Annotated in this window: 23 protein-coding genes and 1 pseudogene; 12 read left to right on the forward strand and 12 right to left on the reverse strand. The window is 61.6% G+C overall.

Annotation, left to right across the window (positions count from 1 at the left end):
- Positions 1–42 precede the first annotated feature (42 nt).
- Positions 43–852 carry an endonuclease/exonuclease/phosphatase family protein gene (locus JNB85_RS14590; protein ID WP_220335001.1) on the reverse strand — a complete coding sequence of 270 codons (810 nt, stop codon included), beginning with the start codon at positions 850–852 and terminating at the stop codon, positions 43–45.
- A gap of 94 nt (positions 853–946) precedes the next feature.
- Here JNB85_RS14590 and JNB85_RS14595 point away from each other — a divergent pair, with 94 nt between their 5' ends.
- The gene (locus JNB85_RS14595; protein WP_220335002.1) at positions 947–1,150 is read left to right on the forward strand and encodes a hypothetical protein; all 204 of its coding nucleotides are present in this window, start codon (positions 947–949) and stop codon (positions 1,148–1,150) included.
- 112 nt (positions 1,151–1,262) lie between these two features.
- Here the strand turns inward: JNB85_RS14595 and JNB85_RS14600 are convergent, their stop codons facing one another.
- Entirely contained in the window at positions 1,263–2,177 is a 915-nt protein-coding gene (locus JNB85_RS14600) for an SDR family oxidoreductase (RefSeq protein WP_220335003.1), read from the reverse strand.
- Positions 2,178–2,279: 102 nt separating this feature from the next.
- Between JNB85_RS14600 and JNB85_RS14605 the strand changes: the two genes are divergently transcribed.
- From JNB85_RS14605 to JNB85_RS14615, 3 genes are all read left to right on the forward strand, one after another.
- Complete coding sequence (locus JNB85_RS14605) at positions 2,280–2,849, forward strand: TetR family transcriptional regulator (RefSeq protein WP_220335004.1); 570 nt, start codon at positions 2,280–2,282, stop codon at positions 2,847–2,849.
- A gap of 94 nt (positions 2,850–2,943) precedes the next feature.
- The gene (gene ampC / locus JNB85_RS14610) at positions 2,944–4,101 is read left to right on the forward strand and encodes a class C beta-lactamase (RefSeq protein ID WP_220335005.1); all 1,158 of its coding nucleotides are present in this window, start codon (positions 2,944–2,946) and stop codon (positions 4,099–4,101) included.
- Positions 4,102–4,226: 125 nt separating this feature from the next.
- Positions 4,227–5,735: a mechanosensitive ion channel family protein gene (locus tag JNB85_RS14615; RefSeq protein WP_220335006.1), complete on the forward strand. Its 1,509-nt coding sequence runs from the start codon at positions 4,227–4,229 to the stop codon at positions 5,733–5,735.
- Positions 5,736–5,738: 3 nt separating this feature from the next.
- On the opposite strand, the gene JNB85_RS14620 is transcribed toward JNB85_RS14615, so the two are convergent.
- Complete coding sequence (locus JNB85_RS14620) at positions 5,739–6,224, reverse strand: YcgN family cysteine cluster protein (protein ID WP_220335007.1); 486 nt, start codon at positions 6,222–6,224, stop codon at positions 5,739–5,741.
- A 188-nt stretch (positions 6,225–6,412) separates the two neighbouring features.
- Here JNB85_RS14620 and JNB85_RS14625 point away from each other — a divergent pair, with 188 nt between their 5' ends.
- The 3 genes from JNB85_RS14625 (at position 6,413) to JNB85_RS14635 (ending at position 9,885) form a co-directional block, all read left to right on the forward strand.
- Entirely contained in the window at positions 6,413–8,596 is a 2,184-nt protein-coding gene (locus JNB85_RS14625; RefSeq protein ID WP_220335008.1) for a transglycosylase domain-containing protein, read from the forward strand.
- Between the two features lie 160 nt (positions 8,597–8,756).
- Entirely contained in the window at positions 8,757–9,344 is a 588-nt protein-coding gene (locus tag JNB85_RS14630) for a DUF1214 domain-containing protein (RefSeq protein ID WP_220335009.1), read from the forward strand.
- Positions 9,337–9,885 carry a DUF1254 domain-containing protein gene (locus JNB85_RS14635; protein ID WP_220335010.1) on the forward strand — a complete coding sequence of 183 codons (549 nt, stop codon included), beginning with the start codon at positions 9,337–9,339 and terminating at the stop codon, positions 9,883–9,885. Before JNB85_RS14630 ends, JNB85_RS14635 begins: the two co-directional genes overlap by 8 nt.
- A 15-nt stretch (positions 9,886–9,900) precedes the next feature.
- Here JNB85_RS14635 and JNB85_RS14640 read toward each other — a convergent pair whose 3' ends face one another.
- Positions 9,901–10,071, reverse strand: coding sequence for a hypothetical protein (locus JNB85_RS14640; RefSeq protein ID WP_220335011.1), 171 nt, complete (start codon positions 10,069–10,071; stop codon positions 9,901–9,903).
- Positions 10,072–10,603: 532 nt separating this feature from the next.
- On the opposite strand from JNB85_RS14640, the gene JNB85_RS14645 reads away from it, so the two are divergent.
- Together JNB85_RS14645 and JNB85_RS14650 are read left to right on the forward strand one after the other, a co-directional pair.
- Positions 10,604–10,810 carry a hypothetical protein gene (locus tag JNB85_RS14645; protein ID WP_183744717.1) on the forward strand — a complete coding sequence of 69 codons (207 nt, stop codon included), beginning with the start codon at positions 10,604–10,606 and terminating at the stop codon, positions 10,808–10,810.
- 248 nt (positions 10,811–11,058) lie between these two features.
- Complete coding sequence (locus JNB85_RS14650; RefSeq protein WP_220335012.1) at positions 11,059–12,108, forward strand: DUF2336 domain-containing protein; 1,050 nt, start codon at positions 11,059–11,061, stop codon at positions 12,106–12,108.
- Between the two features lie 227 nt (positions 12,109–12,335).
- Here JNB85_RS14650 and JNB85_RS14655 read toward each other — a convergent pair.
- The 4 genes and pseudogenes from JNB85_RS14655 to JNB85_RS14670 form a co-directional block, all read right to left on the reverse strand.
- Positions 12,336–13,920: pseudogene (locus JNB85_RS14655) on the reverse strand (ABC-F family ATP-binding cassette domain-containing protein).
- 124 nt (positions 13,921–14,044) lie between these two features.
- A complete protein-coding gene (locus JNB85_RS14660; RefSeq protein ID WP_220335013.1) occupies positions 14,045–14,383 on the reverse strand; it encodes a DUF1491 family protein in 339 nt (112 codons plus the stop codon).
- Positions 14,384–14,440: 57 nt separating this feature from the next.
- Entirely contained in the window at positions 14,441–15,889 is a 1,449-nt protein-coding gene (locus JNB85_RS14665; RefSeq protein ID WP_220335014.1) for a methyl-accepting chemotaxis protein, read from the reverse strand.
- Positions 15,890–15,986: 97 nt separating this feature from the next.
- Complete coding sequence (locus JNB85_RS14670; protein ID WP_220335016.1) at positions 15,987–16,961, reverse strand: oxidoreductase; 975 nt, start codon at positions 16,959–16,961, stop codon at positions 15,987–15,989.
- Positions 16,962–17,014: 53 nt separating this feature from the next.
- Between JNB85_RS14670 and JNB85_RS14675 the strand changes: the two genes are divergently transcribed.
- Positions 17,015–18,082 carry an AraC family transcriptional regulator gene (locus tag JNB85_RS14675; RefSeq protein ID WP_220335018.1) on the forward strand — a complete coding sequence of 356 codons (1,068 nt, stop codon included), beginning with the start codon at positions 17,015–17,017 and terminating at the stop codon, positions 18,080–18,082.
- A 74-nt stretch (positions 18,083–18,156) separates the two neighbouring features.
- On the opposite strand, the gene JNB85_RS14680 is transcribed toward JNB85_RS14675, so the two are convergent.
- Together JNB85_RS14680 and JNB85_RS14685 are read right to left on the reverse strand one after the other, a co-directional pair.
- Positions 18,157–19,107 carry a peptidoglycan-binding domain-containing protein gene (locus JNB85_RS14680; protein WP_220335020.1) on the reverse strand — a complete coding sequence of 317 codons (951 nt, stop codon included), beginning with the start codon at positions 19,105–19,107 and terminating at the stop codon, positions 18,157–18,159.
- Complete coding sequence (locus JNB85_RS14685) at positions 19,079–20,617, reverse strand: sensor histidine kinase (protein WP_220335023.1); 1,539 nt, start codon at positions 20,615–20,617, stop codon at positions 19,079–19,081. Before JNB85_RS14685 ends, JNB85_RS14680 begins: the two co-directional genes overlap by 29 nt.
- 449 nt (positions 20,618–21,066) lie before the next feature.
- On the opposite strand from JNB85_RS14685, the gene JNB85_RS14690 reads away from it, so the two are divergent.
- On the forward strand, positions 21,067–21,585 hold the full coding sequence (locus JNB85_RS14690; protein WP_220335489.1) for a DUF5330 domain-containing protein: 519 nt from the start codon (positions 21,067–21,069) through the stop codon (positions 21,583–21,585).
- Positions 21,586–21,793: 208 nt separating this feature from the next.
- Positions 21,794–22,216 (forward strand): SufE family protein, encoded by a 423-nt coding sequence (locus tag JNB85_RS14695; RefSeq protein WP_220335025.1) that lies wholly within the window; start codon positions 21,794–21,796, stop codon positions 22,214–22,216.
- 68 nt (positions 22,217–22,284) lie between these two features.
- Here the strand turns inward: JNB85_RS14695 and JNB85_RS14700 are convergent, their stop codons facing one another.
- Entirely contained in the window at positions 22,285–22,710 is a 426-nt protein-coding gene (locus tag JNB85_RS14700) for a YciI family protein (protein ID WP_220335027.1), read from the reverse strand.
- Between the two features lie 275 nt (positions 22,711–22,985).
- Positions 22,986–23,417, reverse strand: a complete 432-nt coding sequence (locus JNB85_RS14705) for a Ros/MucR family transcriptional regulator (RefSeq protein ID WP_220335029.1) — start codon at positions 23,415–23,417, stop codon at positions 22,986–22,988.
- Positions 23,418–23,456: the final 39 nt, after the last annotated feature.

Below are 23,456 nucleotides of genomic sequence, written 5' to 3' on the forward strand. Positions count from 1 at the left end.
ATTTCCGGACGCGAAACCGCTGCGCGCTTCTGCTGGAATTGCTTATGCAAGCTCAATCAAGAGAGCCCGGTGGTCGGAAACTTCGGGCTGCTCCACCACCTCGAAACGCTGCACCACGATATCAGGCGTCACCAGCATATAATCGGCAAAGCGTCCCTCCTTCGGGTAGAGCGAAGTGCGGGTATCGGAAAAACCCTTGCCGGTGACGAGATCGTTGAGGCCGAGGCGACCGAGCTTTTCGAAGGTGATACTGTCAGGCAGCACGTTGAAATCGCCGCAGACGACGAGGCGTTCATCACCAGGCCAGACGCGTTCGATCAGCTCGACCAGCGCATCCGCCTGCGCATGGCGAGCCGGAATATCGCCCTTGCCGGCGGGATCACGCAAGCCGTGCAGCTGGACGATGGTGACCGAAAAGCCGCCGGTATAATCGAACAGACGGATGCAATGGGCGTTGCGGGAGCGCGGATGCTCGCCCCAGCCATCGGACGAAAAGCGGCCATGAATAAAATCCACCGCCTGGCCGATGACCGGATACGACTTGCGAACGAAAGTGGCGATGCCGAATTCGGTGGTAAACACCCTCCCGCCGTGAAAGAGATCACCCCGCGCAAACGGGCAGAAGAAGCCGTCATGATCGGGCAGAGCGGCGGCGACCTCGTCATAAAGATGGGCGCGCTGCGGCAGCACGACGTTCCCATCGCGGTATTCCAGCCATTCCGGCGCATCGGCGGCCGATCGCACCACCTCCTGCAGGCAGAAAACATCGGCCTCGGCGCCCGCGAGGTAAGTGATCAGCGGCGCATGGATGCTCCCGCCCCAGACATTCAGTGAAATAATCCGCAAACCCATGCCAGCCCCTTCCGGCGGGAAACTAGCAGATTCTTGTGAGGAACAAATGCCGGTCCTGCCCTGTTGTTGTCTTTGGACAGTAAGGAGAAACATCATGGGATCGAACAGCCCCAAGGATGGTGCACCCGGCACCACGGATCAGTCGCCGCGCTGGGAAGGCCCCCAGGGCACAAAACCGTCAGGCTATCTGCATGCGAAGGATGATCCGGAAAAGGCCCTCGACGCGCATGGCGAGAACCTTAACCACCCCAAGGTGAAGAAGGTTTCCGACGCCATGAAGACGAAGGAAGACGAGTAGAAAGACCGGGCGGCAGTCACCCGGCAACCTTTCATGACACCCGGAGGCGGCGCTCCTCATCACCCTTCAAACGCGGCCCGCGAGGCGCCGGATTGTAACCTCAACAGCTCGATCAGCGATAGCCGGTCTCATCAGCCGGCCGGCCGGGCTCTTGCACCTCGGCCAAGTAGCGCCAGCAATCCGGGCGCGTGCCGTCGAGATCGGTCAAGTCGTAGGCTTTCGCCAGTTGGAAGCTTGAAAGCGATTGGCCGTTCCATCTCTTACGGTCGGGATCGGCGGCAAGGGCAGCTACGCCCCGGCCGGTGAAACGCGGCGTTTCGGAGATAGCGAAATGCGGCTGGACTTTCGTGGCGTCGCGCCAATTTTCTTCCTTCACGCCATAGTTATCCAGCATCATTTCAGATCGCATCCAGCCGGGAGAAACCGAGACTGACGTCGCGCCGTGGCGCGCAAGATCCTTGGCGTGCGCCCAGGCCATGCGGTTCGTGCCCGTCTTGACGAGATCGTAGTAGGGGCAGAGCCGGTAATGCGTGGCATTGTATTCTGCCGTACCGTCGGTCATCTCCACCAGCAGGCCACCAGGCTTTTCGATCATTAGCGCCAAAGCGTAATGGGCGGTGATGAAATGGGTGTCGATCGCAAGCCGCAGCATATGCAAGCCCTTGTCGAGGGAATGCTCCCAGACCGGCTTGTCCCACTCCGTCAGATGCTCGCCGCCCCAGATATCGTTGACGAGGATATCGAGCTTGCCCTCCTCCGCCCGGATGCGGGCAACCAGCGCTTCGACTTGCTCGGGAACCAGATGATCCACCTGCACGGCAATGCCACGCCCACCCGCCGCGCTCACCAGTTCGCCTGTCTCCTCGATGGTCTCGGGCCGGCCATATTCGGATTGGTGCGCGCGGGTCGTGCGGCCGGTCACATAGACCGTCGCCCCTGCCGCGCCGAGTTCCACCGCAATGCCGCGGCCGGCACCGCGCGTTCCGCCGGCAACAAGTGCCACCTTTCCCTTCAACTTCGCTGTCACTTCGCTTTCCTCCCCGCTAGAAACAATCAATCGGCCTGATTGGCTTGCTTGTATGTAAACGAATGTTCGTTCATAAATATGGCGAACGCAAGGGAAAATTTCATGCCGCGTCCGCGCACGCTTTCAGATGAACAGCTACTTTCGATGGTTCTCGATGTGATCCAGTCCGAGGGGCCGGATGCGGCGACCTTTGCGGCGATCGCCAAGGCGAGTGGCCTTTCCGGCTCAACGCTGGTGCAGCGCTTCGCCACCAAGGCCGGCATGCTGCGCGCCGCGCTGCTCCACGCCTGGGATCGGCTGGACGCCGAAACGGCGCGGCTTGCCGAGACCCTGCCGAAGACCGCGGAGGGTGCGATCGCGCTCCTGACCGGTCTTTCCCGGGACTATGGCGATAGTCCCGCCTCCTATGCGGAAGGCCTGCTTCTGCTGCGCGAGGATTTCCGCGATCCGGTGCTGCGCGCCCGCGGCGGGGCCTGGGGGGCTGCCCTGACGGCAGCCCTCGCACAGCGTTTTGAGGGTCGGAAGCAAGCGCAAATCATTGCACGGCTGATGCTTTCGCAGTGGCAGGGATCGCTGCTCTGGTGGGGTTTCTCGTCCGAGGGGGCCGTGGCCGACTACGTGGAGCAGGAACTGCGGTTGTTTCTTGCCGCCCTCCAGCCCAAATTAATCTAGGGTCTCCTGCGAGTTCTTATCGTTTGTCGAGGGCAAGAGCCCGCGCTATCGACCGCATGCCGGCCATATCGTCGGACGATAGAGAGGAGACGCCATGAAGGTAAGACATTGCCTTATCGCCCTCGCCTTGTCGGTGAGCCCGCTTCATGCGGCAGACATGACGGACAAGGCGTTCCAGGAGATAGCGGAGCGCGTTTTTCAGCCCGTGATCAAACAATACGACATACCGGGACTGGCCGTCGGCGTGACGATCAGCGGCTCGGAATTCTATTACGCATATGGTGAAGCCTCGCGCGAGACGAAAGCGCCCGTGACCGGCGACACGATCTTCGAGCTCGGCTCCGTCAGCAAAATTTTTAATGTCACGCTTGCCGCACTTGCCGAACAGCGCAGCCTGCTTTCGATGGACCAGCCGGTTTCGACCTACCTGCCGGAACTCAAGGACAGCGCCTTCGACAGGATCACACTCGTCAATCTTGCCACCCATACCTCGGGCGGCCTGCCGCTGCAGGTGCCGGATAGCGTGACTGACGATGCCGGGCTGATGACCTATCTCAAGAGCTGGAAGCCGGCCTATGATGCGGGCACCATGCGCTCCTATTCCAATGTCAGCATCGGCCTTCTCGGGCGCATTGCCGGAGAGCGTTTCGGCGGCACCTACAGGCAGGCCGCCGAAGGCCGGCTGTTTCCCGCCCTCGGTCTCAAAAGCACCTTCATCGCAGTTCCGCCCGATGCCATGGATCGCTACGCTTTCGGTTATGACAAGGCCAACAAGCCGGTCCGCGTCGGACCCGGCGTCCTCGACGACGAGGCCTACGGCATCAAGACCACGGTCCGCGACATGGTGCATCTGCTGGAGCTGAATTTGAAGCCGGATGCTCTGGCACCCGAACTCAAGGCCGCAATCGAGAAGACGCATACGGGCTATTTCGATACGGCCTATTACACGCAGGACATGGTTTGGGAGCAATATGCCTGGCCCGTCGCGCTCAATAAGCTCCTCGACGGCAACTCTGCCAAAATGAGCCTGGAAAGCCAGCCGGTGAAAAAGCGGGCGGAACCGCTTGCGCCGCAGAGCGCAGTGCTGATGAACAAGACCGGATCGACGAACGGTTTCGGCGCCTATGTCGTGCTGCTGCCGAAGGCACAAATCGGGCTGACGGTGCTCGCGAACCGGAACTATCCGAATACCGCGCGCGCCGAAGCCGGGCTGAAATTCATCCACGCACTGGAGGCATATACAGCGAAATAGCCGCCAGGCGGCCGGTCGCAGCAAAGGTCGCGACCGGCGCCAGCGGTTCCCTATCCATTGGTGTCGCGGGACAGATCTCTCTTATCCGTGATATAGCGGCCGGTACCCCAATCAGGATGGAATGCATGTCATCGCATATGCTGGCAGATCCGCTGTATCAGTTTCTCGTTCTCGTCCTGCTGAGCGTCGCGGCGCGGTTCATTTTCGGACGAGAACCCACCTTCCGGCTGGCTGCCAACCTCGTCTTTTTCGCGCTGCTGACCTTGTTGCTCGTGAAGCACGAGATTGCCCCCTATACGTCCGACATGGGCAATGCCGACGATCTCTTCCGGCGCATCTTCGTCGGGGTCGCCAAGGCCGTCTGGTGGATCGGCGGGGCGATGGTGCTGGCAAGCTCGGTCCGGCTCTTCCTGATCTTCGAGCGCAAGCCGCGTGAGGGGCGCCTGCTGCAGGATCTCGTCGTCGCCATCATCTATCTCGGTGCCGGGCTTTCGGTCGTGGCTTACGTCTTCGGCGTACCGGTCGGCACACTGATCGCCACATCGGGCGTCTTCGCCATCGTGCTCGGCCTTGCGCTGCAGAGCACGCTGAATGACGTCTTCTCGGGCATCGCGCTCAACCTCGGCCGGCATTACAGCGTGGGTGATTGGATCGTTCTCGACGACGGCGTGCAGGGGCGCGTGGTGGAGACGAACTGGCGCTCCACCCATCTCCTGAACGGCACGAACGACCTCGTCATCGTTCCGAACAGCGCGCTCGCCAAGGCGCGGCTGACGAACCTGACAAGCCCCGAAGAAGCACACGGCGTGTCGCTGAAGATCCGGGTCGTGCCGTCAAGTCCGCCGGCGACCATCGAAGAGACGATGCGCACGGTGCTCTTGAGCAGCAATGCCATCCTGAAATCCCCTACCCCTGTTGTCAGCATCACAGGGCTGGACAGCAGCGCCATCGAATTCGAACTCTCCTTCCGCGTCTCCGGGTTGGGCGAAGCGACTGCCGCCCGCAACGAAGTCTACGATCTCGTCTATCGTCACATCAGGGCGGCCGGTCTGCAGCTTGCCGCATCCGCAGGCTCGCCGGCAATTCCCGTTACCGATCCGCAGGAAGACGCCGGGAAACATCCGAACTCGGCCTGGCGTCTGCTCAATGCCATCCCGCTCTTTTCGACGCTGACGGAAGACGAGAAGGAGTCGCTCGCCGCCGATATGAAACGGCTGACCTTCCGCAAGGATGCATTGATCGCGACACAGGATTCATCGCTGACATCGCTGATGATCGTCAGGCGCGGGGTGGCCGTCGTCGAACGCAAGGAAGGCGGAGAGACGATCGAGCTTGCGAGAATTGCACCGGGCGATCTGTTCGGCGAACGCGGTGTGCTGATGGGGGCGCCGGAGCCGGCCAATATCCGTGCGCTCACATCCGTCGTGGTTTATGAGATCGCCAAGGATCATCTTGCCGCCATCATGCAGGAGCGGCCGGCACTTGCCGAAGAGCTCGGCCTGCTGCTGTCGCGCCGGATCGAATCCGAGAAACATCGTTTCAGCGCCGGTGTGTCGGCCGACGCCAGTCATCCGACGACGCTGACGACACGCATAAGGCATCTGTTCCAGATCCCTCACAGCACCTGGTCGTGACGCTCAGCCGGTCTTTTCCGCGGGCTCTTCGGCGTCTTCGCCGACCGTCAGCGGCCAGTCGACGACATAATCTTCGAAATCATCGATATCGACGTCGTTTTCGCTGATGGTGCGGCCGCGGGCCGAGATGCCGGCAGCGTGGACGGTTTCCGGATCCCCTGATACCAGCGGGTGCCACCAATAGAGATCGCGGCCCTCGTTGACGAGGCGATAGCCGCAGGTCGGCGGCAGCCATGCGATCTCGGAGACGTTCTCCTTGGTGAGCTGAACGCAATCAGGCACGAAATCCCAGCGGTTCGGATAGCTGGAACAGCGGCAGCTTTCGCTGTCGAGCAGCTTGCAGCGGACCGAGGTGAAATAGACGTCGCCGCTATCCCATTCCTCGAGTTTGTTGAGGCAACAGAGGCCGCAGCCGTCGCAGAGGCTTTCCCACTCCTCGGCGTTCATTTCGGCAAGCGTCTTTCGCTTCCAGAAGGGCAGATCGTTCATCGCTCGTTTCTTGCAACAGCCGCCCGCAAATTCGCGTGACGACCGTTCAACTCTCTTGTTCTTGTGCGCAAAATCAACCAATTATTCAACTTGCTCCGGCTATCCGGAGAGTGAGGCGGCCCATTCAGGCCCGCTCTGGCGTCCGGAATCCGACGGCCGGCAGGCGTGTTCAAGCGGGAATACAGGACGTGCAGGATCCGGACAACCCCGAAAGCGGGCCAGATAAACCCGAAAGCGGGCAAGGCAAGACGCCAGATAGGCGGGAAGCCAGGAACCGCCATCTGCTGCTGCGCATCGATTCGTGGATCGACTCGACCGTCTGGAACGCCGGCTTCCGCGCCGCCGAAATCTGGGAAGACACCACCATCTTCTTCCGCCGCTTCCGCGTTCGCGGCTGGAAACGTATGGTTTTCGAACTCGCTGGCGAGGGATTGACGCTCGGTTCCGTCGGAATGGTGCTGATGCTGGCGCTCGCCCAGCCGGCTTTCGAGGCCACCAAGGAAGACTGGCGCAATCGCGGCGACTTCGCCGTCACCTTCCTCGACCGCTATGGAAACACCATTGGCCATCGCGGCGTCATCCATCAGAATTCCGTGCCGATCGACGAACTGCCGGATTCCCTGATCAAATCCGTCATCGCGACCGAAGACCGCCGCTTCTTCGACCATTTCGGCATCGACGTCATCGGCCTCTTTCGCGCCATGGTCACCAATGCCCAGGCCGGCGAAGTCGTCCAGGGCGGCTCGACGCTGACGCAGCAGCTCGCCAAGAACCTGTTCCTCTCCAACGAGCGCTCGATCGACCGCAAGATCACCGAAGCCTTCCTGGCGCTGTGGCTCGAAGCCAATCTCTCCAAGAAAGAGATCCTCGCGACCTATCTCGACCGCGCCTACATGGGCGGCGGCACCTTCGGTGCTGCGGCAGCGGCGCAATTCTATTTTGGCAAGAACATCACCGACGTGAACCTCGCCGAATCCGCCATGCTCGCCGGCCTCTTCAAGGCGCCGGCCAAATATGCGCCGCATGTGAACCTGCCGGCGGCGCGCGCGCGCGCCAACGAGGTGTTGACAAACCTCGTCCAGAGCGGACTGATGACCGAGGGACAGGTGATCGCGGCGCGGCGCAATCCCGCCACCGTCGTCGACCGCAACGAGGTGGAGTCGCCCGATTTCTTCCTCGACTGGGCCTTCGACGAAGTGCAGCGTCTGTCACCGCGCTTCCATCAGCGCTCGCTGATCGTGCGCACCACGATCGACATGGGCATCCAGCAGGCAGCGGACGATTCCATCGAGACGTCGCTGCGCGAATATGGCGAGGCCTATCACGCCAAACAGGGCGCGATGGTGATGATCGAAAACGGCGGTGCGGTGCGCGCCATGGTCGGCGGACGCGACTATGGCGAGAGCCAGTTCAACCGCGCCACCAAGGCGCTACGCCAGCCGGGCTCCTCCTTCAAGGTCTATACCTATTCGGTGGCCATGGAGAGCGGGATGACGCCGAAGACGACGATTATCGACGCGCCGATCTCCTGGGGCAACTGGAGCCCGCACAATTACGCAAACCGCTATGCCGGGCGCATCACACTGGAAACTGCGATCGCCCAGTCGATCAACACCATTCCGGTCCGACTTGCCAAGGAAAAGCTCGGGATCCAGCCGATCCGCGCCATGGCCAAGGCCATGGGCGTCGAAACGCCGATCCGCGACGACGTGACGATCCCGATCGGCACGTCCGAGGTGACGGTGCTCGACCAGGCGACCGCCTATGCCGTTTTCCCGGCCGGCGGCTTCCAATCGCGCCGCCATGGCATCACGCAGGTTCTCGACTACGACGGGGACGTTCTCTACGATTTCGATCGCGACGAGCCGCCCCCCCGGCGGGTGCTTTCCGAACAAGCCGACAGCTATATGAACCAGATGCTGTCGCGGGTGCCCTATGTGGGGACGGCGCGCAAGGCAGCGCTGGACAACGGTGTCGTCACCGCCGGCAAGACGGGAACGACGCAGGCCTATCGCGACGCCTGGTTCGTGGGCTTCACCGGCAATTACACCTGCGCCGTCTGGTTCGGCAACGACGACTACACGTCGACCAACAACATGACCGGCGGTTCGCTCCCCGCCATGACCTTCAAGCGCGCCATGGACTATGCCCATCAGGGTGTCACGCTGCGCCCCATTCCCGGCATCGAAAACCCGCTGCCGTCCGAACAGGATGTCGCCAAGGCCCAGGCCAGTAAGCCGAAGGACGGCGTGCCGGCCCTCATTCGCCCGCGCATGCTCTCCGTACAATCGACAACCATTCTCAAGGGCATCGGGGAGAAGCTGAAGGATGCTGCACCGCTCGAGGTGCAGAAGGTGGCGAGCGCGGAGTGATGGCCTAACCTGCGCTTAAGCGGCGCGCGGTGCGATCATCGCGAGGTCACTTAGTCTCTTCAGCCGGGGACACATCGCCTCACGGCATTCCACCCTGCCAGAATCAATGGTAACCCTTTCAACTGATTTGATCTTCAAGTTTGATCTTCAAGGGCGCAAGGTGTTTCGGTTTCCCCTTTTCATCCTGATCACGCTGATCGTCGCCTTCGGCGGCGGCATCATGATTTCGCTTTACGCGCTGGATGCGACGCAGGGATTCGGGGCGATCAAGCTCGGCGCCTGGGAGGCTTTTCCGGAACTCCAAACCGTCGACGCCGACCCCTATGCGAAATCGCACCGCGCGCGTGCAGGCAAACTGCTCTATGGCAGCGCGGAAGGGCTGACATTTACAGCCGGTGTCGACGACAGCGGAGAGCGGCTGAATGCCGCCTGCCATTACCGTATCACCGGCCAGACGCCGCCGGCGCGGCTGTGGACGCTGTTTACTGCAGACAATGCCGGCAACCCCGTTTCCCTGCAGGCGAGCCTGCCGGCGGCGCTGAACTCATGGACGGTGTTGCGACAGCCCGATAGCAGCTTCGCCATCGACATCGCCGCACGCGCTCAGCCCGGCAACTGGCTGGCGCTGCCGCAGGCCGGCTCGTTCCGGCTGGTGCTGACGCTGTTCGACACGCCGACGGCCGGCAGCTCCGGCGTGATCGACCTTTCCATGCCGAAGCTGACCAAGATCGGGTGCGGCAATGCTTAGGGTGTTCTTCGCCCTCCTCGCCGGGCTTTTCGGCGCAGCGCTTCTGCACCTCGTCATCATTCTCGCGCTGCCGCACTTCACCGGCCGTGATGCGGCGACGCGCGTGGAGGCGGAAGGCGATCCGAACAATTTCTATCTGCTGAGCAGCCGATATGACGAGGCAGGGCTCGCCAATGGCGATCCCTTCGTGCGCACTGCCGTCTGCTCCTTCGATGTGAGCGAAGCTCCGGTGCATTTCACCGCCAAGGGCAATGTGCCCTTCTGGTCGATCGCGATCTATGACCGCGCCTCGAACGAGGTCTTCAGCATGAACGACCGCACCTCCGTCGGCGGCGCGCTCGACGTTCTCGCAGCAAGCCCGATCCAATTGACGGATCTCCGCAAGAACCTGCCGCAGGCGCTGGAGCAGACGATCATGGTGGAGATGGCGCATCCCGAGGGCTACGCGGTGCTGCGTACGTTAGCGCCGCAGTCAAGCTTCGACGAAGCTGCTCGGGCTTTTCTGACGGAAGCGGGCTGCGACGAGCTCGACGCCCGCTAGGGTTGTTTTCGTGAGTTACTTGTTGTTGACGCGCGGCGCAGAATGCGTCGGGCCTTTACCAGGGGTTTCGACGATCCGTTCATAGCGGACGCCAGTAAACCAGAGGATTTTTGCTTCGCGGGGCTCCTTGCCCGTGCGGCGCGGCTCCTCACGCAGCCGGTCAGCCAATGCGACTACAATTGCCATTCTCGTCTCCCTGCACTGCCCGAGACGGATGAACTTGCGATGGATTTCACCCTGCCCGCCATGTTGCGGGCCAGCGCGTCCTCAAGCGCCGGATGAACCGGATCGAGGGCATTCGCGCCTTTCTCACGGCACCTGATCGAAATACCGTGATGTTGCGGAGCTTCCACGATCGATATTCCCAAATCGCGTCGTTCCTGTCCGAATTGAGACACACGACAGTTAACAGATTACTAATGTTCTGCCATTGCTTTGAGCAGTCTGCTCGGTACCGAGATAACGCGCAGAATGGTTGTTTGGTTGCAGCCGCGGAAAAGAAAAGCCGGGCTGACATCCGTCCGATAAAATTGAGGATAATTCAGGCAGTTAGCGGCCAAAGCGACACCCCGGAGGCTGGTGTTGCAAATATGCGTCACAAAAATATTAATTGCAGCAGGGTTGGATCGGTGTATCCTCCTCCCATCGGCCAGAAGCTTTAAGGCGACGGTCGCTCGGGAGATCATACGTGCTCTTGCTGTCATTCGGAGAGCAGCCCATGTCCTTTCTCTATAATTCCGCCTTCACGTCAGAAGACCTGGATGTGTTGCGTGACGCACTGGATGCGTGGTGCGCGGAAAAGCGTATCGACATCAGAAGTGTCGAAGCGCAATTCGCCGCTTCGACGGCGCTCGACCTTTACCAGTCCGGCCATGACGATCACGACAAACTTCTGTCGGCCCTCAGAAGCCGCAAGAGCCTTTAGTTTGCCGGCCATTTATCTCCATATTTAAATGTTGGGGATCGCCTCACCTCCGGGGCGATTTTATTTTGCCGGCTCATCAAGCTGCAACACGCGTAACGTGTATATTTCCGTTGCATTTTAATAAAATCTTCAGCATGCATTAACCCTGCCGGTGTAGGATTTGTTCATAACCGTATGGTCTGACATGCGTTCCGCCAGCGCTTGTCAGCCACCGTTTCCCGCTTGTTCTGCGTTTTCAGGGTGTGCTTGTGCGTGACCGGTTTCGAGACCTAGAAGGCCCCTTGGCCATCAGGAAGAAGGACGTGGTGTTAATGGCGACTGTCAGCAGTTTCGAGAACCTGTCACATCCGACACGCTCCGAACTGCGCCAGTTTGCCGAGCTCTTCATGCCGCTTTTCCAGGCCTCTTCCGAAGAGGCACGGCGTCAGGCCGTGGCAGCCCTTTCCCAATGCGAGAACATGCCGGCAGCAGTCGCACTCTTCATCGGCAACCAGCCGATCGAAATCGCCGCCCCTTTTCTCATCGCCTCCAAGGCGATCAACGACGACACGCTAATCACCATTGCCCGCACGCAAGGTGCTGCACATGTGAAGGCGATCGTCAGCCGGGATTGCCTCTCGCCTGAAGTCATCGATGCGCTGGTGGCCCTGCGCCAGGCCGAGCCGCGGCCGGTCGCCGCCGCACCTGTCGAGCAGCCGGCGATGCCGCTTTCGCCGATGCCTGACCTGCCCGAAATGGACCGGGAGGAAGCGCGGCGTCTTGCCGATGAAGAGGCGTTGCGCGAGCGCATCCGCAGCCTTGCCGGCCATCTCGGCCGCAATGACGAGGACCGGCTCGGCCTTCGCTCATTGTCCGACATTCAGGAGGCACTGCTGGTACGCTTTGCCCGCTCGCGTGAGGCCACGCATTTCGCCACCGCACTTGCCGATGCATTGTCGGCCAGCCGATGGCTTGCAGAGCGTATCATGCTCGACCTCTCGGGCCAGCAGTTGGCCATCACCTTGACGAGCCTCGGCATGGACTTCCTTGATTCCGTCTTCGTGCTGGAAAAGCTCTATCCGCATCTTGCAAAGGTGCAGCACAATGTCAGCCGCGCCTTCCTCTTGCTCGATGCGCTGGACCCGGAAGAGTGCCATGCCCGCGTGGAGGCCTGGTGTCGGGCCGACGGCTACACCTATAATCCGGACAAGCCGGCGGCAGCACAGCCGGCTCCCGCGGCCCAGGCTCAGGCTCCATCTTATCGCTTCATCCGGCAGGCGCCGCTGCGCGACCTCAAGAGCGTCAACCGGGCGCGCTAACGCGTGTCGCGATCTTCAGATCCGCTCGCCACGCTTTAGCTCTTTGTTTTACGCATGTCGTTATCGCAAAAACCGCTGCGCACTTTTGCGCGACATGCTTTAGCCGGTTTACAATGGAACTGCCTGCGCGACGAGCCCCGGCTCGGCGGCATGACGCCTATCGCGAGGTCTGCGACATTGCTGAGCTACTGTCTGCCGAGAAGCAGCTCGGCATCCCCTTCGCGTAACTACCTTGCCGGCAATTCCAGCCGGCGCGTGATGCCGACCATCTCCAGGAACACCTCGTCATGGCTGACGATCAGCAGTGCGCCGTCATAGGCCCTGAGGCCTGCTTCGACGGCAGCGACGGAATCGATATCGAGGTGGTTCGTCGGCTCGTCGAGGATCAGTAGCGACGGCGGTGTCGCGCTGCCGAGAACGCAGGCAAGGCCAGCGCGCAGAAGCTGGCCGCCAGACAAAGTAGAAACGATCTGCAGCGCCGCTTCCGCGCGGAACATGAAGCGAGCAAGTGCTGCACGGCAGGCATTCTCATCCGATTGCGGATTCAGGCGCCGGAAATTGTCGCGGATAGACCGTGGGGTCGAGCAGGCTGACGCGCTGGTCGAGCAGCGAAAAAGAGGTCAGTACTCGGACCGTTCCTTCCCACGGCTGCAGATCGCCTGAAATCAGCGCCAGCAAAGTCGTCTTGCCCGAGCCGTTGGGGCCGGTCACGGCGGTTCGTTCGGGACCTGTAATCTCGAAGGACAGTTTGCGGATGACGGGCTCATCCGCCTCGTAACCGGCCGTGACTGCATCGATCTTCAGCACCGATCTGCCCGGCGGCAGGCCGGTGGAGGGCAGTTTGACGGAGAGCGGCTGCAGGATCTCGATGCGTTTGCGCGCCTCCTCGGCATCCGCAAGCGCCTGCGCGCGACGCCGTTCGGCGAGGCGGGCATTCTCGCCGCTGGTATTCTCCGCCTGACGTTTCAGGCCGCCGGCAACGATACGGGGCATGTCGCCCCTGGCCGCTTTCTTCTTGCCGGCGCTGTCCTTGCGGGCCTTGCGCTCAGTCGTTTCCTGCGCGCTGCGGGAAACCTCGGCCATGCGTTTTTTGGCGTCGGCAAGATCGCGCTCGGCGGCGGCGAGTTCCAGTGCCTTGCGGGCGCGGTAGTCGCCCCAGTTGCCACCGTAGCGGGTGGCGCCCAATGTCGTAAGCTCGACGATGGCATCCATCGTCTCCAACAGTTCGCGGTCATGGCTGACGACCAGAGCGCCGTGGCGCCAGCCGCCGAGGAGCGAGATTACCGCTTCGCGCCCATCACGGTCCAGATTGTTGGTCGGTTCGTCGAGGATCAGAAAATCCGGATCCTCGAAGATCAGAGCGGCGAGTGCTGCGCGGGTGCGCTGGCCGCCGGAGAGCGCAGCTAGCAGCGCCTGCGGCGCGACGGCGAGGCCGGCACGTTCCAGCGCGGCTTCGATGCGGGCTTCGAGCGTCCAGTCGGCCACGGCAAGCTCATCGGCGCTCGCTTCGCCGCTTTCGGCACGGCGGAGAATGGCTAGCGCCCGCCTGGCGCCGAACAGGTCGGCGATCGTTTCATCAAGCCCGACCTGCACGCTCTGGCGCAGGATGCCCAGGGTGCCGGATACAGCGATGGAGCCGGTCCTCGGCTGCAGCTCGCCGGCGGCGAGCTTCAGAAGCGTGGTCTTGCCGACCCCGTTGCGGCCGACGAGGCCGGTGCGCTCTGCATTGAAGCTCAGATCGATATTGGAGAAAAGCGGCCGGCCGTCAGGCGTCGACCACGAAAGGTTGGAAAGTGTAATAGATGCAGGCATGGAAATCCCCGATGGCAAGGCGAATTGGCATTGCGATCAGGTTGGAATCCATTTTGCACCGTCCTGTTGGTATTGCGGATGGCGGTAAACTAGGCGGCAATTGGCATAAATTCAAGGCAGACCGTCAGCCGGCCATCGGGATGAGTTCCGAAACCTTGTCCGTCTCCAGCTCGACAATCCAGAGATCGGGGTCGAACTTGCGCTCGCGGTCCAGCATATCCCGCACTTTGTCCGGCTCGGCACGCTCCAGCCTGATTTCGAACAGGCGGTCGCCGCTGCTCTCTTCGTCGAAGAAGCTCTGCGGGGCGGGCGCATAGAGGGTTTCGAGCCCGTCGCGGAAACGCTGACGGATGAAGATCGCGCCGGCTTCCTCGGCGCCCTTCTTCTCCACGGCAGCAAAATCGCCCGCGGAGAAAACCCTGCGGACGAGAGCGGAAACGTAGATATCGGCGCGCAATCTCATGGATGAGGTATAAACCGCGCCGCAAATGGCGGCAACGTCGCGCTAAACTTGAGCGCTCTAAACCTTGACCGCCAGCCGCAGGCCGCCCCAATGCCTGCCGCGGACGGTGATCGGCGCGGATATATCCTTCATCATGACGAAATTGCCGCCGCCCATGTCTCGCCGGTAGGTCTGAACGAGGAAGGGCGCGGTGCTTCTGCCGGCGGCAAGGCCGACGCGGTCGTTGAAGATGCGGCGATTGCGGCAGTTGGCGGTATTCCAGACGGTGTCGCCTGGCCGCTGCGGTTCAGAGAATTTGCGGTTATGGGTCGGCAGGTAGCCATTTTCGTCGACGGCGGCGCAGAAGGCGATACGCTCATCCGAACCGGCAACCGGTTCCTGGATCGGCGGCAGCAGGCGGTCGGCGAGGCCTGTGAAGGGGGCCATCATCTGCACCGGATCGGTGCCGGGAATGAGCTGATACTGCCGGTTGAACAGGCTTTCCATACTGATTGCGCCTTCGGCGACGGCACGCTCCAGAGCTTGCGATATCTGGCCGGCGACGGATTGCGCCTGTTCGATCCAGCGGCGGTCGGCGGTTTCCACACCGGCGCTCGCGGTCAACTGGATCAACGTTTCCGAGAGGCCGACGACGCTGTCGACGCGTTTGGCCGCCTGCTGCAGCCGGCCGTTGGAATCCAGCACTTCCGCGGACATTTCGCCGAGCTGGGCGACGAAGCCGGCGCAGTCGCGATCCACGGCCTCGGTCGTGTTGGCCATGACGGCCGATGAATCGAGGATGCGCGTGATGACATGCTCCATGCTTTCGAAGGCGCCGCGCATCGCCTCGGACTTTTCACTGACGCCGGCCGCACTCTGGCGCGCGCCGCCGCCGACAGTCGAGAGACGGTCGATCTTGACGCGAAGCTGCTCCAACGTTTCCTGAATGGAGCCTGTGGCCTTCGAAGTCTGCAGCGACAAAGCGCGGATCTCAGAGGCGACGACGGCAAAGCCCTTGCCCGCCTCGCCGGCGCGGGCTGCCTCGATCGCGGCATTGAGCGCCAGAAGATTGGTTTGACGGGCGATGGTGCTGATTTCGGCGGCCACCTTATCGACATCTGTCAGCGAGCGGGAGAAACCGGAGATTTCCGTGCTGATCTCTTCCGACGACTGAACCATATGGCGGATTTCCTCGACCGAACCGGATAGGCGGTCGGCCGACTCCTTCAGCATGTGACGCGCCTGGGTGGCGGTGCTGTCCGTCTCGCGCAGCGAAACGGCAACGGAGCGGTTGGTCTCGGCGATGGAAAGGGCTGTGCGGGTGACATCGTCGAAGGCGGCGGCATGGCGGGCGGACATCGCCGCCATGTCCTGGATTGCGCCGGCTATATCGACGAGGTCGACGCCGAGCGTGGAGGCTTCCTCAGCGAGGCGCGAGAGAATATGGCGCAAGGTGTCGCGATCCGGTCCATCCGGCGCGTGGGCTGGACCTCCAGCATTATCCTTTACGGCCTGCAACGCCTGCATGATCGAGCTCCCCCAGGCTATATTAGAGAAGCTTCAAACAACATGGTTAACAATTGCCTAAGAATACGGGAGCTTATACTTAGGTCTTAAGTAGCCTTCAGCTAGGCGTCAGGCCCGTCAGTCTTTCGCTCATCTGCCAGAGGCGCTCGGCAAGCTCCGGATCGGTCGCCCAAGGGCGCACGCCGAGCAGTTCCTCGGAGTCGGCGGGTACGGCCTTTGCGATGTCGCAGTTCTCGCAATAGACGCCGCCCATGCCTTCCAATTCATTGCTGACGGCGCACCAGACGGTAGTTGCTGCGCCCTGGGCAATGGTTTTCTTGTTATTTTCGGGGTCGATGACCGGATTGCCGTCCGCATCTACATAGCCGCTCGCCTGCAGATACTCGCGCGACTGGTGACGGACGAGATCGGTATTGACGATGCCACCCGGATGCAGCGAGAAGGCCCGCACGCCCTCCCTTGCACCCAAAGCATCCAGCGAGACGGCAAAAAGTGCGTTGGCTGTCTTCGACTGGCCGTAAGCGATATAAGGCTGATATTCGCGGTTATCGAACATCGGGTCGTCGAAATCGACGCCGGAGCGGGCATGGCCGCGCGAGGAAACGACAACGACGCGGGCGCCCTCTGCCTTCACCAGTGCCGGCCAGAGCCGCGCCGTCAGCTGGAAATGGCCGAGGTGATTGGTCGAGAACTGCGATTCATAACCGCGGCTGTCGCGCGTCAGCGGGTTGGCCATGACCGCAGCGTTGTTGATGAGGAAATGCAGCGGCTCACCGTCCTCAAGGAAGCGATCGGCGAAATCGTCGATGGAGTCGGGATCCATCAGGTCCATGTAATCGAGCTTCAGGCCGGGGACGATTTCGCCGGCGGCTCTGGCTTTTTCGATATTGCGGGCGGGCACGATGACCTTGGCGCCGGCGGCCGCCAGCACGCGAGCGGTCTCAAGGCCGAGACCCGCATAACCGCCGGTGACGATCGCCACCTTGCCTGTGAGATCATGGCCGGCAGCCACCTCTTCGGCCGTAGACGCTGCGCCGAAGCCGGAGCCGATAGGAGCTTGTGGAGTGGACATCGAATGTTCCTTTCTGGTCGGGGAACATCTATGTCTGGCCTGCGGGATTTTGAATGCTTGTAAATCCCAATTTCTTGCGCCATCGTACAAGAATGACCAGCGATCCCCTCTCCGAAATGCTCAGTCTGCTCGATGCCCGCTGTCTGATTGCAGGCGGTCTGATTGCCGGGGGCGCCTGGGCGATTGCCTTTCCGCAGCCGAACCGCATCAAGATCAGCGCCGTCGGGAAAGGCCGCTGCTGGCTGGCGCTCGACAATGGCAGCGCGCCGATCCTGCTCGAAGCCGGCGACGTCGTCCTGCTTAACGGCAAGCATTCCTTCGTGCTGGCAACCGATCTTGAGGCAACGCCGATCGATGCCGTCACTGCTTTTAAGGAGAAGAAGGTCAACGGCATGGCGCGGCATGGTACGGGCGAGGATTTCCTCTATATCGGCGGGCATATCGCGCTTGGACCGGCCGGCACGGCGCTGCTGCTCGACGTGCTGCCGCCGGTCATCCATGTGCGGGCGACCCTTGCCGAGGCCGGCGTGCTGCACTGGCTGCTGGATCAGTTGGTGCGGGAAATGGCCGCCGGCAAGCCGGGGGCGCTGCTTGCCTCGGCCCAGCTTTCGCAGCTCATCTTCGTACAGGTGCTGCGCGCCCATATCATGACATCGGAGCCGCTGACGGTCGGCTGGCTGCGCGCCTTCGGCGACGAGAAGATCGCGCCGGCGCTGCGCCTGATGCACGCGGATCCGGCACATGACTGGCAGCTTGGAGAGCTCGCGAAAGCGGCCGGCATGTCGCGCACCAGCTTCGCGCTGCGCTTCAAGACGGTCGCGGGTGTTGCTCCGCTCACCTATCTCACCGCCTGGCGCATGCGACTTGCCGAACGGGCGCTGCGTGAGGGCTCGATGCCGGTTTCCGCGCTGGCGCTTTCACTCGGCTACACCTCCGAAAGTGCCTTCAGCAACGCGTTCAAACGCGTAACCGGCATCGCGCCGAAGCGCTACCGGACGTCAGCGGCCATCAATATCGGGCCGATCGAAGAAGTCGTCGATGTGGAAGGACGGGTGCCGACGGTCGACTATCGGCCTCTGCGACTGGGGAACCAGTCATCCGCGCCGGTGCGGCAGGGCTGATCCCGGTCTCGTTCGCTATCGGCCGACAGCAGGAGGCATTGTCGCAAATATGGGCTGTTTTGCCAGAGTGCTGGTCAAAGCGCGCCGATTTCCTTGAGCTTCTTCAGCACGGCTTCGTTAGGCTCACCATTTTCCGGGAGGTTATAGTGCTTCTGGAAGTGCCTGATAGCGGCGCGGGTCTGTTCCCCGGCGACACCGTCGACGCCGACATTGGCGTAGGCCATGTTGACCAGGCCCTTCTGGATCTTCAGTACCAGATCGACATTGGAAATGCCCGACAACGGAACCTGCTTCGGCCCAGATGGAGCCGTCTTGACGGTCTTCTCCGCGCTGCGGATGGCAGCTGCGACCGGATCTTCCTCTGCCGCCTTCGAGGTCACGTCCTCGCGCGGCTTCTCGACGGGGATGGTCGAGGGGCCGGCGGCATCGGTTTTGAGCGCTGCGAGCACATCGGGCGTCGCTTCGCCGCTTTGCGCCATGCCGACAGTTTCCTCGAAGAAGAGGATTGCCGCGCTGGTGCGCGGTCCGATGACGCCGTCTGCATTGCCATTGTAGAGCCCGCGGCGAATCAACTCCTTCTGGATATCCATCACGAGCTGGCTGGGCTGCTGGGCGGTGGCGGCAGGTGGCGTGGTTTGGGTTGTTGCAACGGCATCGTCCTGCCGCTCGATACGAAAGGTGGTGACATCGCCCTGCAGCTCGGCCTGCGGACGGAAGCCGATGGCGTTCGGCGCACCCGGATCGCGCGTGCGGAAGATCGGATGGGGATGCGCCCCCGGCTGATACCAGAGCGCATTGGCGGCCACGAAGGAGAAGATGACGACGAAGGCGATCGTACCGCCGGCAACAGAGGGATTGCGGCCTATGACACCGCCAAGCGCACCGGCGCCCTGAAGACCGAGGCCACCGAGCGCAGCCGCGCCTTGCAGGCCGACGCCGCCGAGTGCCGCCGCACCGGTCATCAAAAGGCCGGGCTGCTGCCGCCCCTTCCTGCCCTTAGGCGATTTTCGCTTGCGCGCGGCCATCGAAAAGCCCCTCTTCCAGTTCTGCGGCACCCACCGCGCCCTTCAGCCGCGGCGGGAATTCGACCGTTTCTGCTTGGCCGACATCTTCAACAGCCGGTGCTCCGGAACCATCCGCCGCGATCTCGATGGTGATGATCGTGCCCTCGCCTGGCTGGCTGGCGATGGCGAAATGGCCGCCATGCAGCGCGACAAGACCTTTGACCAGCGAGAGGCCAAGACCCGTGCCCTCGAATCGGCGGGTATAATCATTCTGGATCTGGACGAAAGGTTGGCCTAGTGTGGCGAGCCTGTCGGCGGGAATGCCGATGCCGGTATCGCTGACCGTCAGCTTGAGAATACCGTCGCGCATGGCCGCATCGACGGTCACCACGCCGCCGGCTTCGGTGAATTTCACGGCGTTGCCGACGAGATTGATGAGAACCTGCTGCAGCGCGCGCTGGTCGGCCACGACCTCTCCGATACCGCGCTGGACGCGGCTCGTCAGCGTGACGCCTTTGCTCTTGGCCTGCAGGGCCAGCATCGATTCGCAGGAGCGGATCGATGCGCCGATATCGAAAGGCTCGAGCATCAATTCGTAGCGGCCGGCCTCGATCTTGCTCATGTCCAGCATCGTGTTGACGACGGAGAGCAGATGCGCGCCGGACTCACGGATCAGGCCGACATATTCACGCTGACGCTCGTTCTCGAACTTGCCGAAATATTCGCCGATGAGGATATCCGAAAAACCTAGAATGGCGTTCAGCGGCGTACGCAGTTCGTGGCTGACAGCAGCAAGGAAACGGGATTTGGCATCGTTGGCCGATTCCGCATCGGCCGCACGGGTCTGCGCCTCGGCGCGAAGTCGCTGTTCTACCGACACGTCATGCAACTGGGCGATGACGGCCGAGAGCACGCCGTCGATATCGCGCCGCGCGGTCATATCCATGCGCAGGTACGCGAACTGCCTGTTATTACGCGAGACCGAGGGTCGCTCCAATCTCAGATCCACGATCCCCTTTTCCTCGCCCTGGCGCAGCGCATCCAGCGCCTGCAGGAAAAGGATGCGATCGGAAACATGCACCTGCTCGAAGAAGCCACGACCCTTCAGATCGCGCATCCAGGCGAGATAATCGCGCTTGTCGCGGCCGCCCGTCATCGTCACGCTGCCGTGCGGGTCGAGGAAGAGCACCAGGCCCGGGCTCATGTCAAGGAAGAGATCGTCGGCACTGGCTGCCGTCGTGTGCTGCGGGATAGCCTGGCGGGCCAGCGCGATGCTGCCGACGGCGGAAAAGAGAAAGGCGGCGCAGACGGTGGCGACACCGGCCGGAAGCGCAACGGCGGGGCTGGTGACGATGGAGAGGCCCACAGGAGCGGCGATGAGAGCGGCAGAGGACAGGAAGACCAGGCGGCGTAGAATGGCGAGTTCGCTCCCGCGCACGGTTTCGCCGCCGTTCGTCCGGGAGAGCCAGCCTGCCGCTGCCCGGTCTACGAGGGCTGTCGCCCGGCCGCCAATGTCACTCAATACACGCACGCAATACCTGCCCGAAAAGGCCTTTCGTTGACCTGGACAATAGGCCCCGGCGGCTTAAGGAAAGGATAAGGCAAAGTCGCCTTCCACAGCGCAAAAACGCCAAAAGTCCCGTTTTGGGCCATCTGTGCTGCTCTTTGAATTTCGTGGTTAATAGCAGGTAAGCGACGGATTTTCCTCATATTTCAGCACTGCGTTAACTCTTGTGGCAGAGCAGCGGGCCAAAAGCCCAGCAATTGCAGGCGGCGGCTGCCACCATGCTTAACGATATCAGGTAGAATTTGACTGAAATGTTCCGAAAATACCGATCATTAAAATTCGAGACAAATTTGCCGCAAATGCCAGTGAGTTTCGAAAAGCGGCATTCGCAACTTAGCGGTAGGGTGCAGACACACCGGACAACCGGCCCGATTCGGCGACAAGACCGGACGGGAAACAGGATGGGCAAGACAATGTGGTTTCTGATCAAAGGATCATTCTGGTTTGGCCTCGTGCTCGTCGCTCTCTCCATTTTTAGTTCGGAGAGTTCTGACAATGCCGGCCACCCGCAATTGCAGCTTTCCGACGCCTTCACAGCGGCAAGCGGTGCCTATGACTATATGACCGGCATGTGCTCCGAAAAGCCCGAGGTCTGCACCAAGGGCGGGGAGACGCTGACTGCTCTCGGCTATCGGGCTCGCGAAGGCGCCCGTGTCGCCTATGAACTGCTTGACAGCCAGTTCAGGGATGACAGCACCAAAATGGCTTCCGCAAAGACGGCCGTGCCGCCGGCGGCGCTTGCCGCACCTTCCCTGCCGGAAGCGCTCACCAGTACGGTGCGCGAGGCACAGGCTGCACTGAACCAGCCGATGCCGCATCTGCCGCAGCCCTACCGCGCGCCTGTCGACGACGACGCCTCGGCCGAACAGGTCGTAACTGGTACCATTCCGGCCGGGTCGATCCCGCTGCCAACGCCGAAACCGGCAATCTGACGAATTTCGCGGGCGGCTTGCCCGTGCCCAAGCTTGCATCGGCGGTCCGCATGAAGCGGAGATGCCCCATGCCTGACGTGCCTGCCCTGTTTATTTCAGCACTTTGCTGCGCCGCGAGGATGCCCATCCCTCGCGGCGTTTCTTTTAGCGGTTCAAATCTGCGATGGCTTCGCCTATATGAACTGATAATAGCGAAAGGCCTGACAGCATGGCGACCCTCGACCAGATCATCGACGACTTCTCCTTCCTGGACGATTGGGAAGACCGGTACAGATACGTCATCGAACTCGGCAAGGCGCTGCCTGATTTGGCCGACGAGAAGAAGACTTCCGAAAACAAGGTGATGGGCTGCGCCAGCCAAGTGTGGCTGGTCACGCATACGTCAGGCGACCCGGACAATCCGGTCATGCGTTTCGAAGGCGATTCCGATGCGCATATCGTGCGCGGTCTCGTCGCCATCGTGCTTGCCACCTATTCCGGCAAGACGGCGTCCGAAATCGCTTCGCTGGATGCGTTCGAGACCTTTTCCAGGATCGGGCTCACCGAAAACCTCTCCTCGCAGCGCTCCAACGGGCTTCGCTCGATGGTAAACCGCATCCGCGAGGAAGCGCGTGCACGCGCGGTCGCCTGAGGGCGCGCGCGGGCTAAGCGCCCGGAGGAAATCCGCCGGACGCCCGAATTTAATACCCTCTGAGCGGATTATTTGCCGTCAGCTATCTTTTCACGCAGGCGCTCTTCCTGTTCGGCAAGCTCCGGTGTGAAGGCTTCGCCGAAATCGGCGGCTTCGAAGACCTGGCGGATTTCGAGCTCGCTTGGGCCGGGCATCGGATTGGGGCAGCGTTTGACCCATTCCAGCGCCTCATCCATGTCCTTGACCTGCCACAGCCAGAAGCCGGCGATCAGTTCCTTGGTTTCGGCGAAGGGGCCGTCGATGACGAGCCGCTTCGGGCCATCAAAGGCAACGCGCTTTCCCTTGGAAGACGGATGCAGGCCCTCGCCCGCCAGCATGATGCCGGCGTTGACCAGATCCTCGTTATACTTGCCCATGGCCTCCAGAAGCTCGGTGGAGGGCATGACGCCCGCTTCACTGTCTGCGGTCGCCTTGACGATAACCATTACACGCATGTCTCTTCTCCTCTTATCTGCGGCGGCATGAGCGCCTGCCTGTCTTGAGATCTTCTTGCTTTCACGCAATTCCGGACGCAAAACTGCTGCGCACTTTTGCTGGAATTGCTTTAGAGACGGATGAGCAATCGCCGGGCCGACATTTTTTGCCGCACTTTTTTGAACATAGCTGACAGAGGTTGGAAGTCATTCGAAGAGGCAATCGCCACCTTGAGGACGAATGAAAAAAGCCGGGTTCTAAGCCCGGCTTTTTGTTATCCAGCGGCGCTTGAAGCTCAGCCGCGACCGCGCTTGCGACGCTGCCCCAGGCCCATTTCCTTTGCGAGGCGCGAGCGCGCTTCGGCGTAGGCCGGAGCCACCATCGGGTAGTCGGCAGGCAGGTCCCACTTCTCGCGATATTCTTCCGGCGCGAGATTGTGATGCGTCATCAGGTGGCGCTTCAAGGACTTGAAGTTGCCGCCGCATTCCAGGCACGTAATCTGCTCGTCCTGTACGGACTTGCGGACAGAGACTGCGGGCTTCTGCTTTTCGACGACCGCTGCCACCTGCTGCGGTGCGGATGTGTTGCTCAATGCCGAGTGTACGTCGGAAATCAGATTAGCCAGGTCGCTGACCGGGACAACGTGGTTGCTGACATAGGCCGCGACGATATCGGCCGTCAGTTCCACAAGCAGCTCCGGCGCATTGCCGGTCGCCATATCCGTCATATTCTTTCTCCTGTTAGCATGCTCAAACGGTCCTTCTCT

Source organism: Rhizobium mesosinicum, from assembly GCF_019511345.1.
Taxonomy (GTDB): Bacteria; Pseudomonadota; Alphaproteobacteria; order Rhizobiales; family Rhizobiaceae; genus Rhizobium; species Rhizobium mesosinicum.

What these genes read in the sequence shown, in the direction of transcription:
- JNB85_RS14620 (WP_220335007.1), bottom strand. Translation starts at nt 6,224, where the DNA reads ATGAACGATCTGCCCTTCTGGAAGCGAAAGACGCTTGCCGAAATGAAC.
- JNB85_RS14640 (WP_220335011.1), bottom strand. Translation starts at nt 10,071, where the DNA reads ATGGCAATTGTAGTCGCATTGGCTGACCGGCTGCGTGAGGAGCCGCGC.
- JNB85_RS14590 (WP_220335001.1), bottom strand. Translation starts at nt 852, where the DNA reads ATGGGTTTGCGGATTATTTCACTGAATGTCTGGGGCGGGAGCATCCAT.
- JNB85_RS14635 (WP_220335010.1), top strand. Translation starts at nt 9,337, where the DNA reads ATGCTTAGGGTGTTCTTCGCCCTCCTCGCCGGGCTTTTCGGCGCAGCG.
- JNB85_RS14705 (WP_220335029.1), bottom strand. Translation starts at nt 23,417, where the DNA reads ATGACGGATATGGCGACCGGCAATGCGCCGGAGCTGCTTGTGGAACTG.
- JNB85_RS14595 (WP_220335002.1), top strand. Translation starts at nt 947, where the DNA reads ATGGGATCGAACAGCCCCAAGGATGGTGCACCCGGCACCACGGATCAG.
- JNB85_RS14680 (WP_220335020.1), bottom strand. Translation starts at nt 19,107, where the DNA reads ATGGCCGCGCGCAAGCGAAAATCGCCTAAGGGCAGGAAGGGGCGGCAG.
- JNB85_RS14675 (WP_220335018.1), top strand. Translation starts at nt 17,015, where the DNA reads ATGCTTGTAAATCCCAATTTCTTGCGCCATCGTACAAGAATGACCAGC.
- JNB85_RS14670 (WP_220335016.1), bottom strand. Translation starts at nt 16,961, where the DNA reads ATGTCCACTCCACAAGCTCCTATCGGCTCCGGCTTCGGCGCAGCGTCT.
- JNB85_RS14665 (WP_220335014.1), bottom strand. Translation starts at nt 15,889, where the DNA reads ATGCAGGCGTTGCAGGCCGTAAAGGATAATGCTGGAGGTCCAGCCCAC.
- JNB85_RS14695 (WP_220335025.1), top strand. Translation starts at nt 21,794, where the DNA reads ATGGCGACCCTCGACCAGATCATCGACGACTTCTCCTTCCTGGACGAT.
- JNB85_RS14605 (WP_220335004.1), top strand. Translation starts at nt 2,280, where the DNA reads ATGCCGCGTCCGCGCACGCTTTCAGATGAACAGCTACTTTCGATGGTT.
- JNB85_RS14700 (WP_220335027.1), bottom strand. Translation starts at nt 22,710, where the DNA reads ATGCGTGTAATGGTTATCGTCAAGGCGACCGCAGACAGTGAAGCGGGC.
- JNB85_RS14660 (WP_220335013.1), bottom strand. Translation starts at nt 14,383, where the DNA reads ATGAGATTGCGCGCCGATATCTACGTTTCCGCTCTCGTCCGCAGGGTT.
- JNB85_RS14615 (WP_220335006.1), top strand. Translation starts at nt 4,227, where the DNA reads ATGTCATCGCATATGCTGGCAGATCCGCTGTATCAGTTTCTCGTTCTC.
- JNB85_RS14690 (WP_220335489.1), top strand. Translation starts at nt 21,067, where the DNA reads ATGTGGTTTCTGATCAAAGGATCATTCTGGTTTGGCCTCGTGCTCGTC.
- JNB85_RS14645 (WP_183744717.1), top strand. Translation starts at nt 10,604, where the DNA reads ATGTCCTTTCTCTATAATTCCGCCTTCACGTCAGAAGACCTGGATGTG.
- ampC (WP_220335005.1), top strand. Translation starts at nt 2,944, where the DNA reads ATGAAGGTAAGACATTGCCTTATCGCCCTCGCCTTGTCGGTGAGCCCG.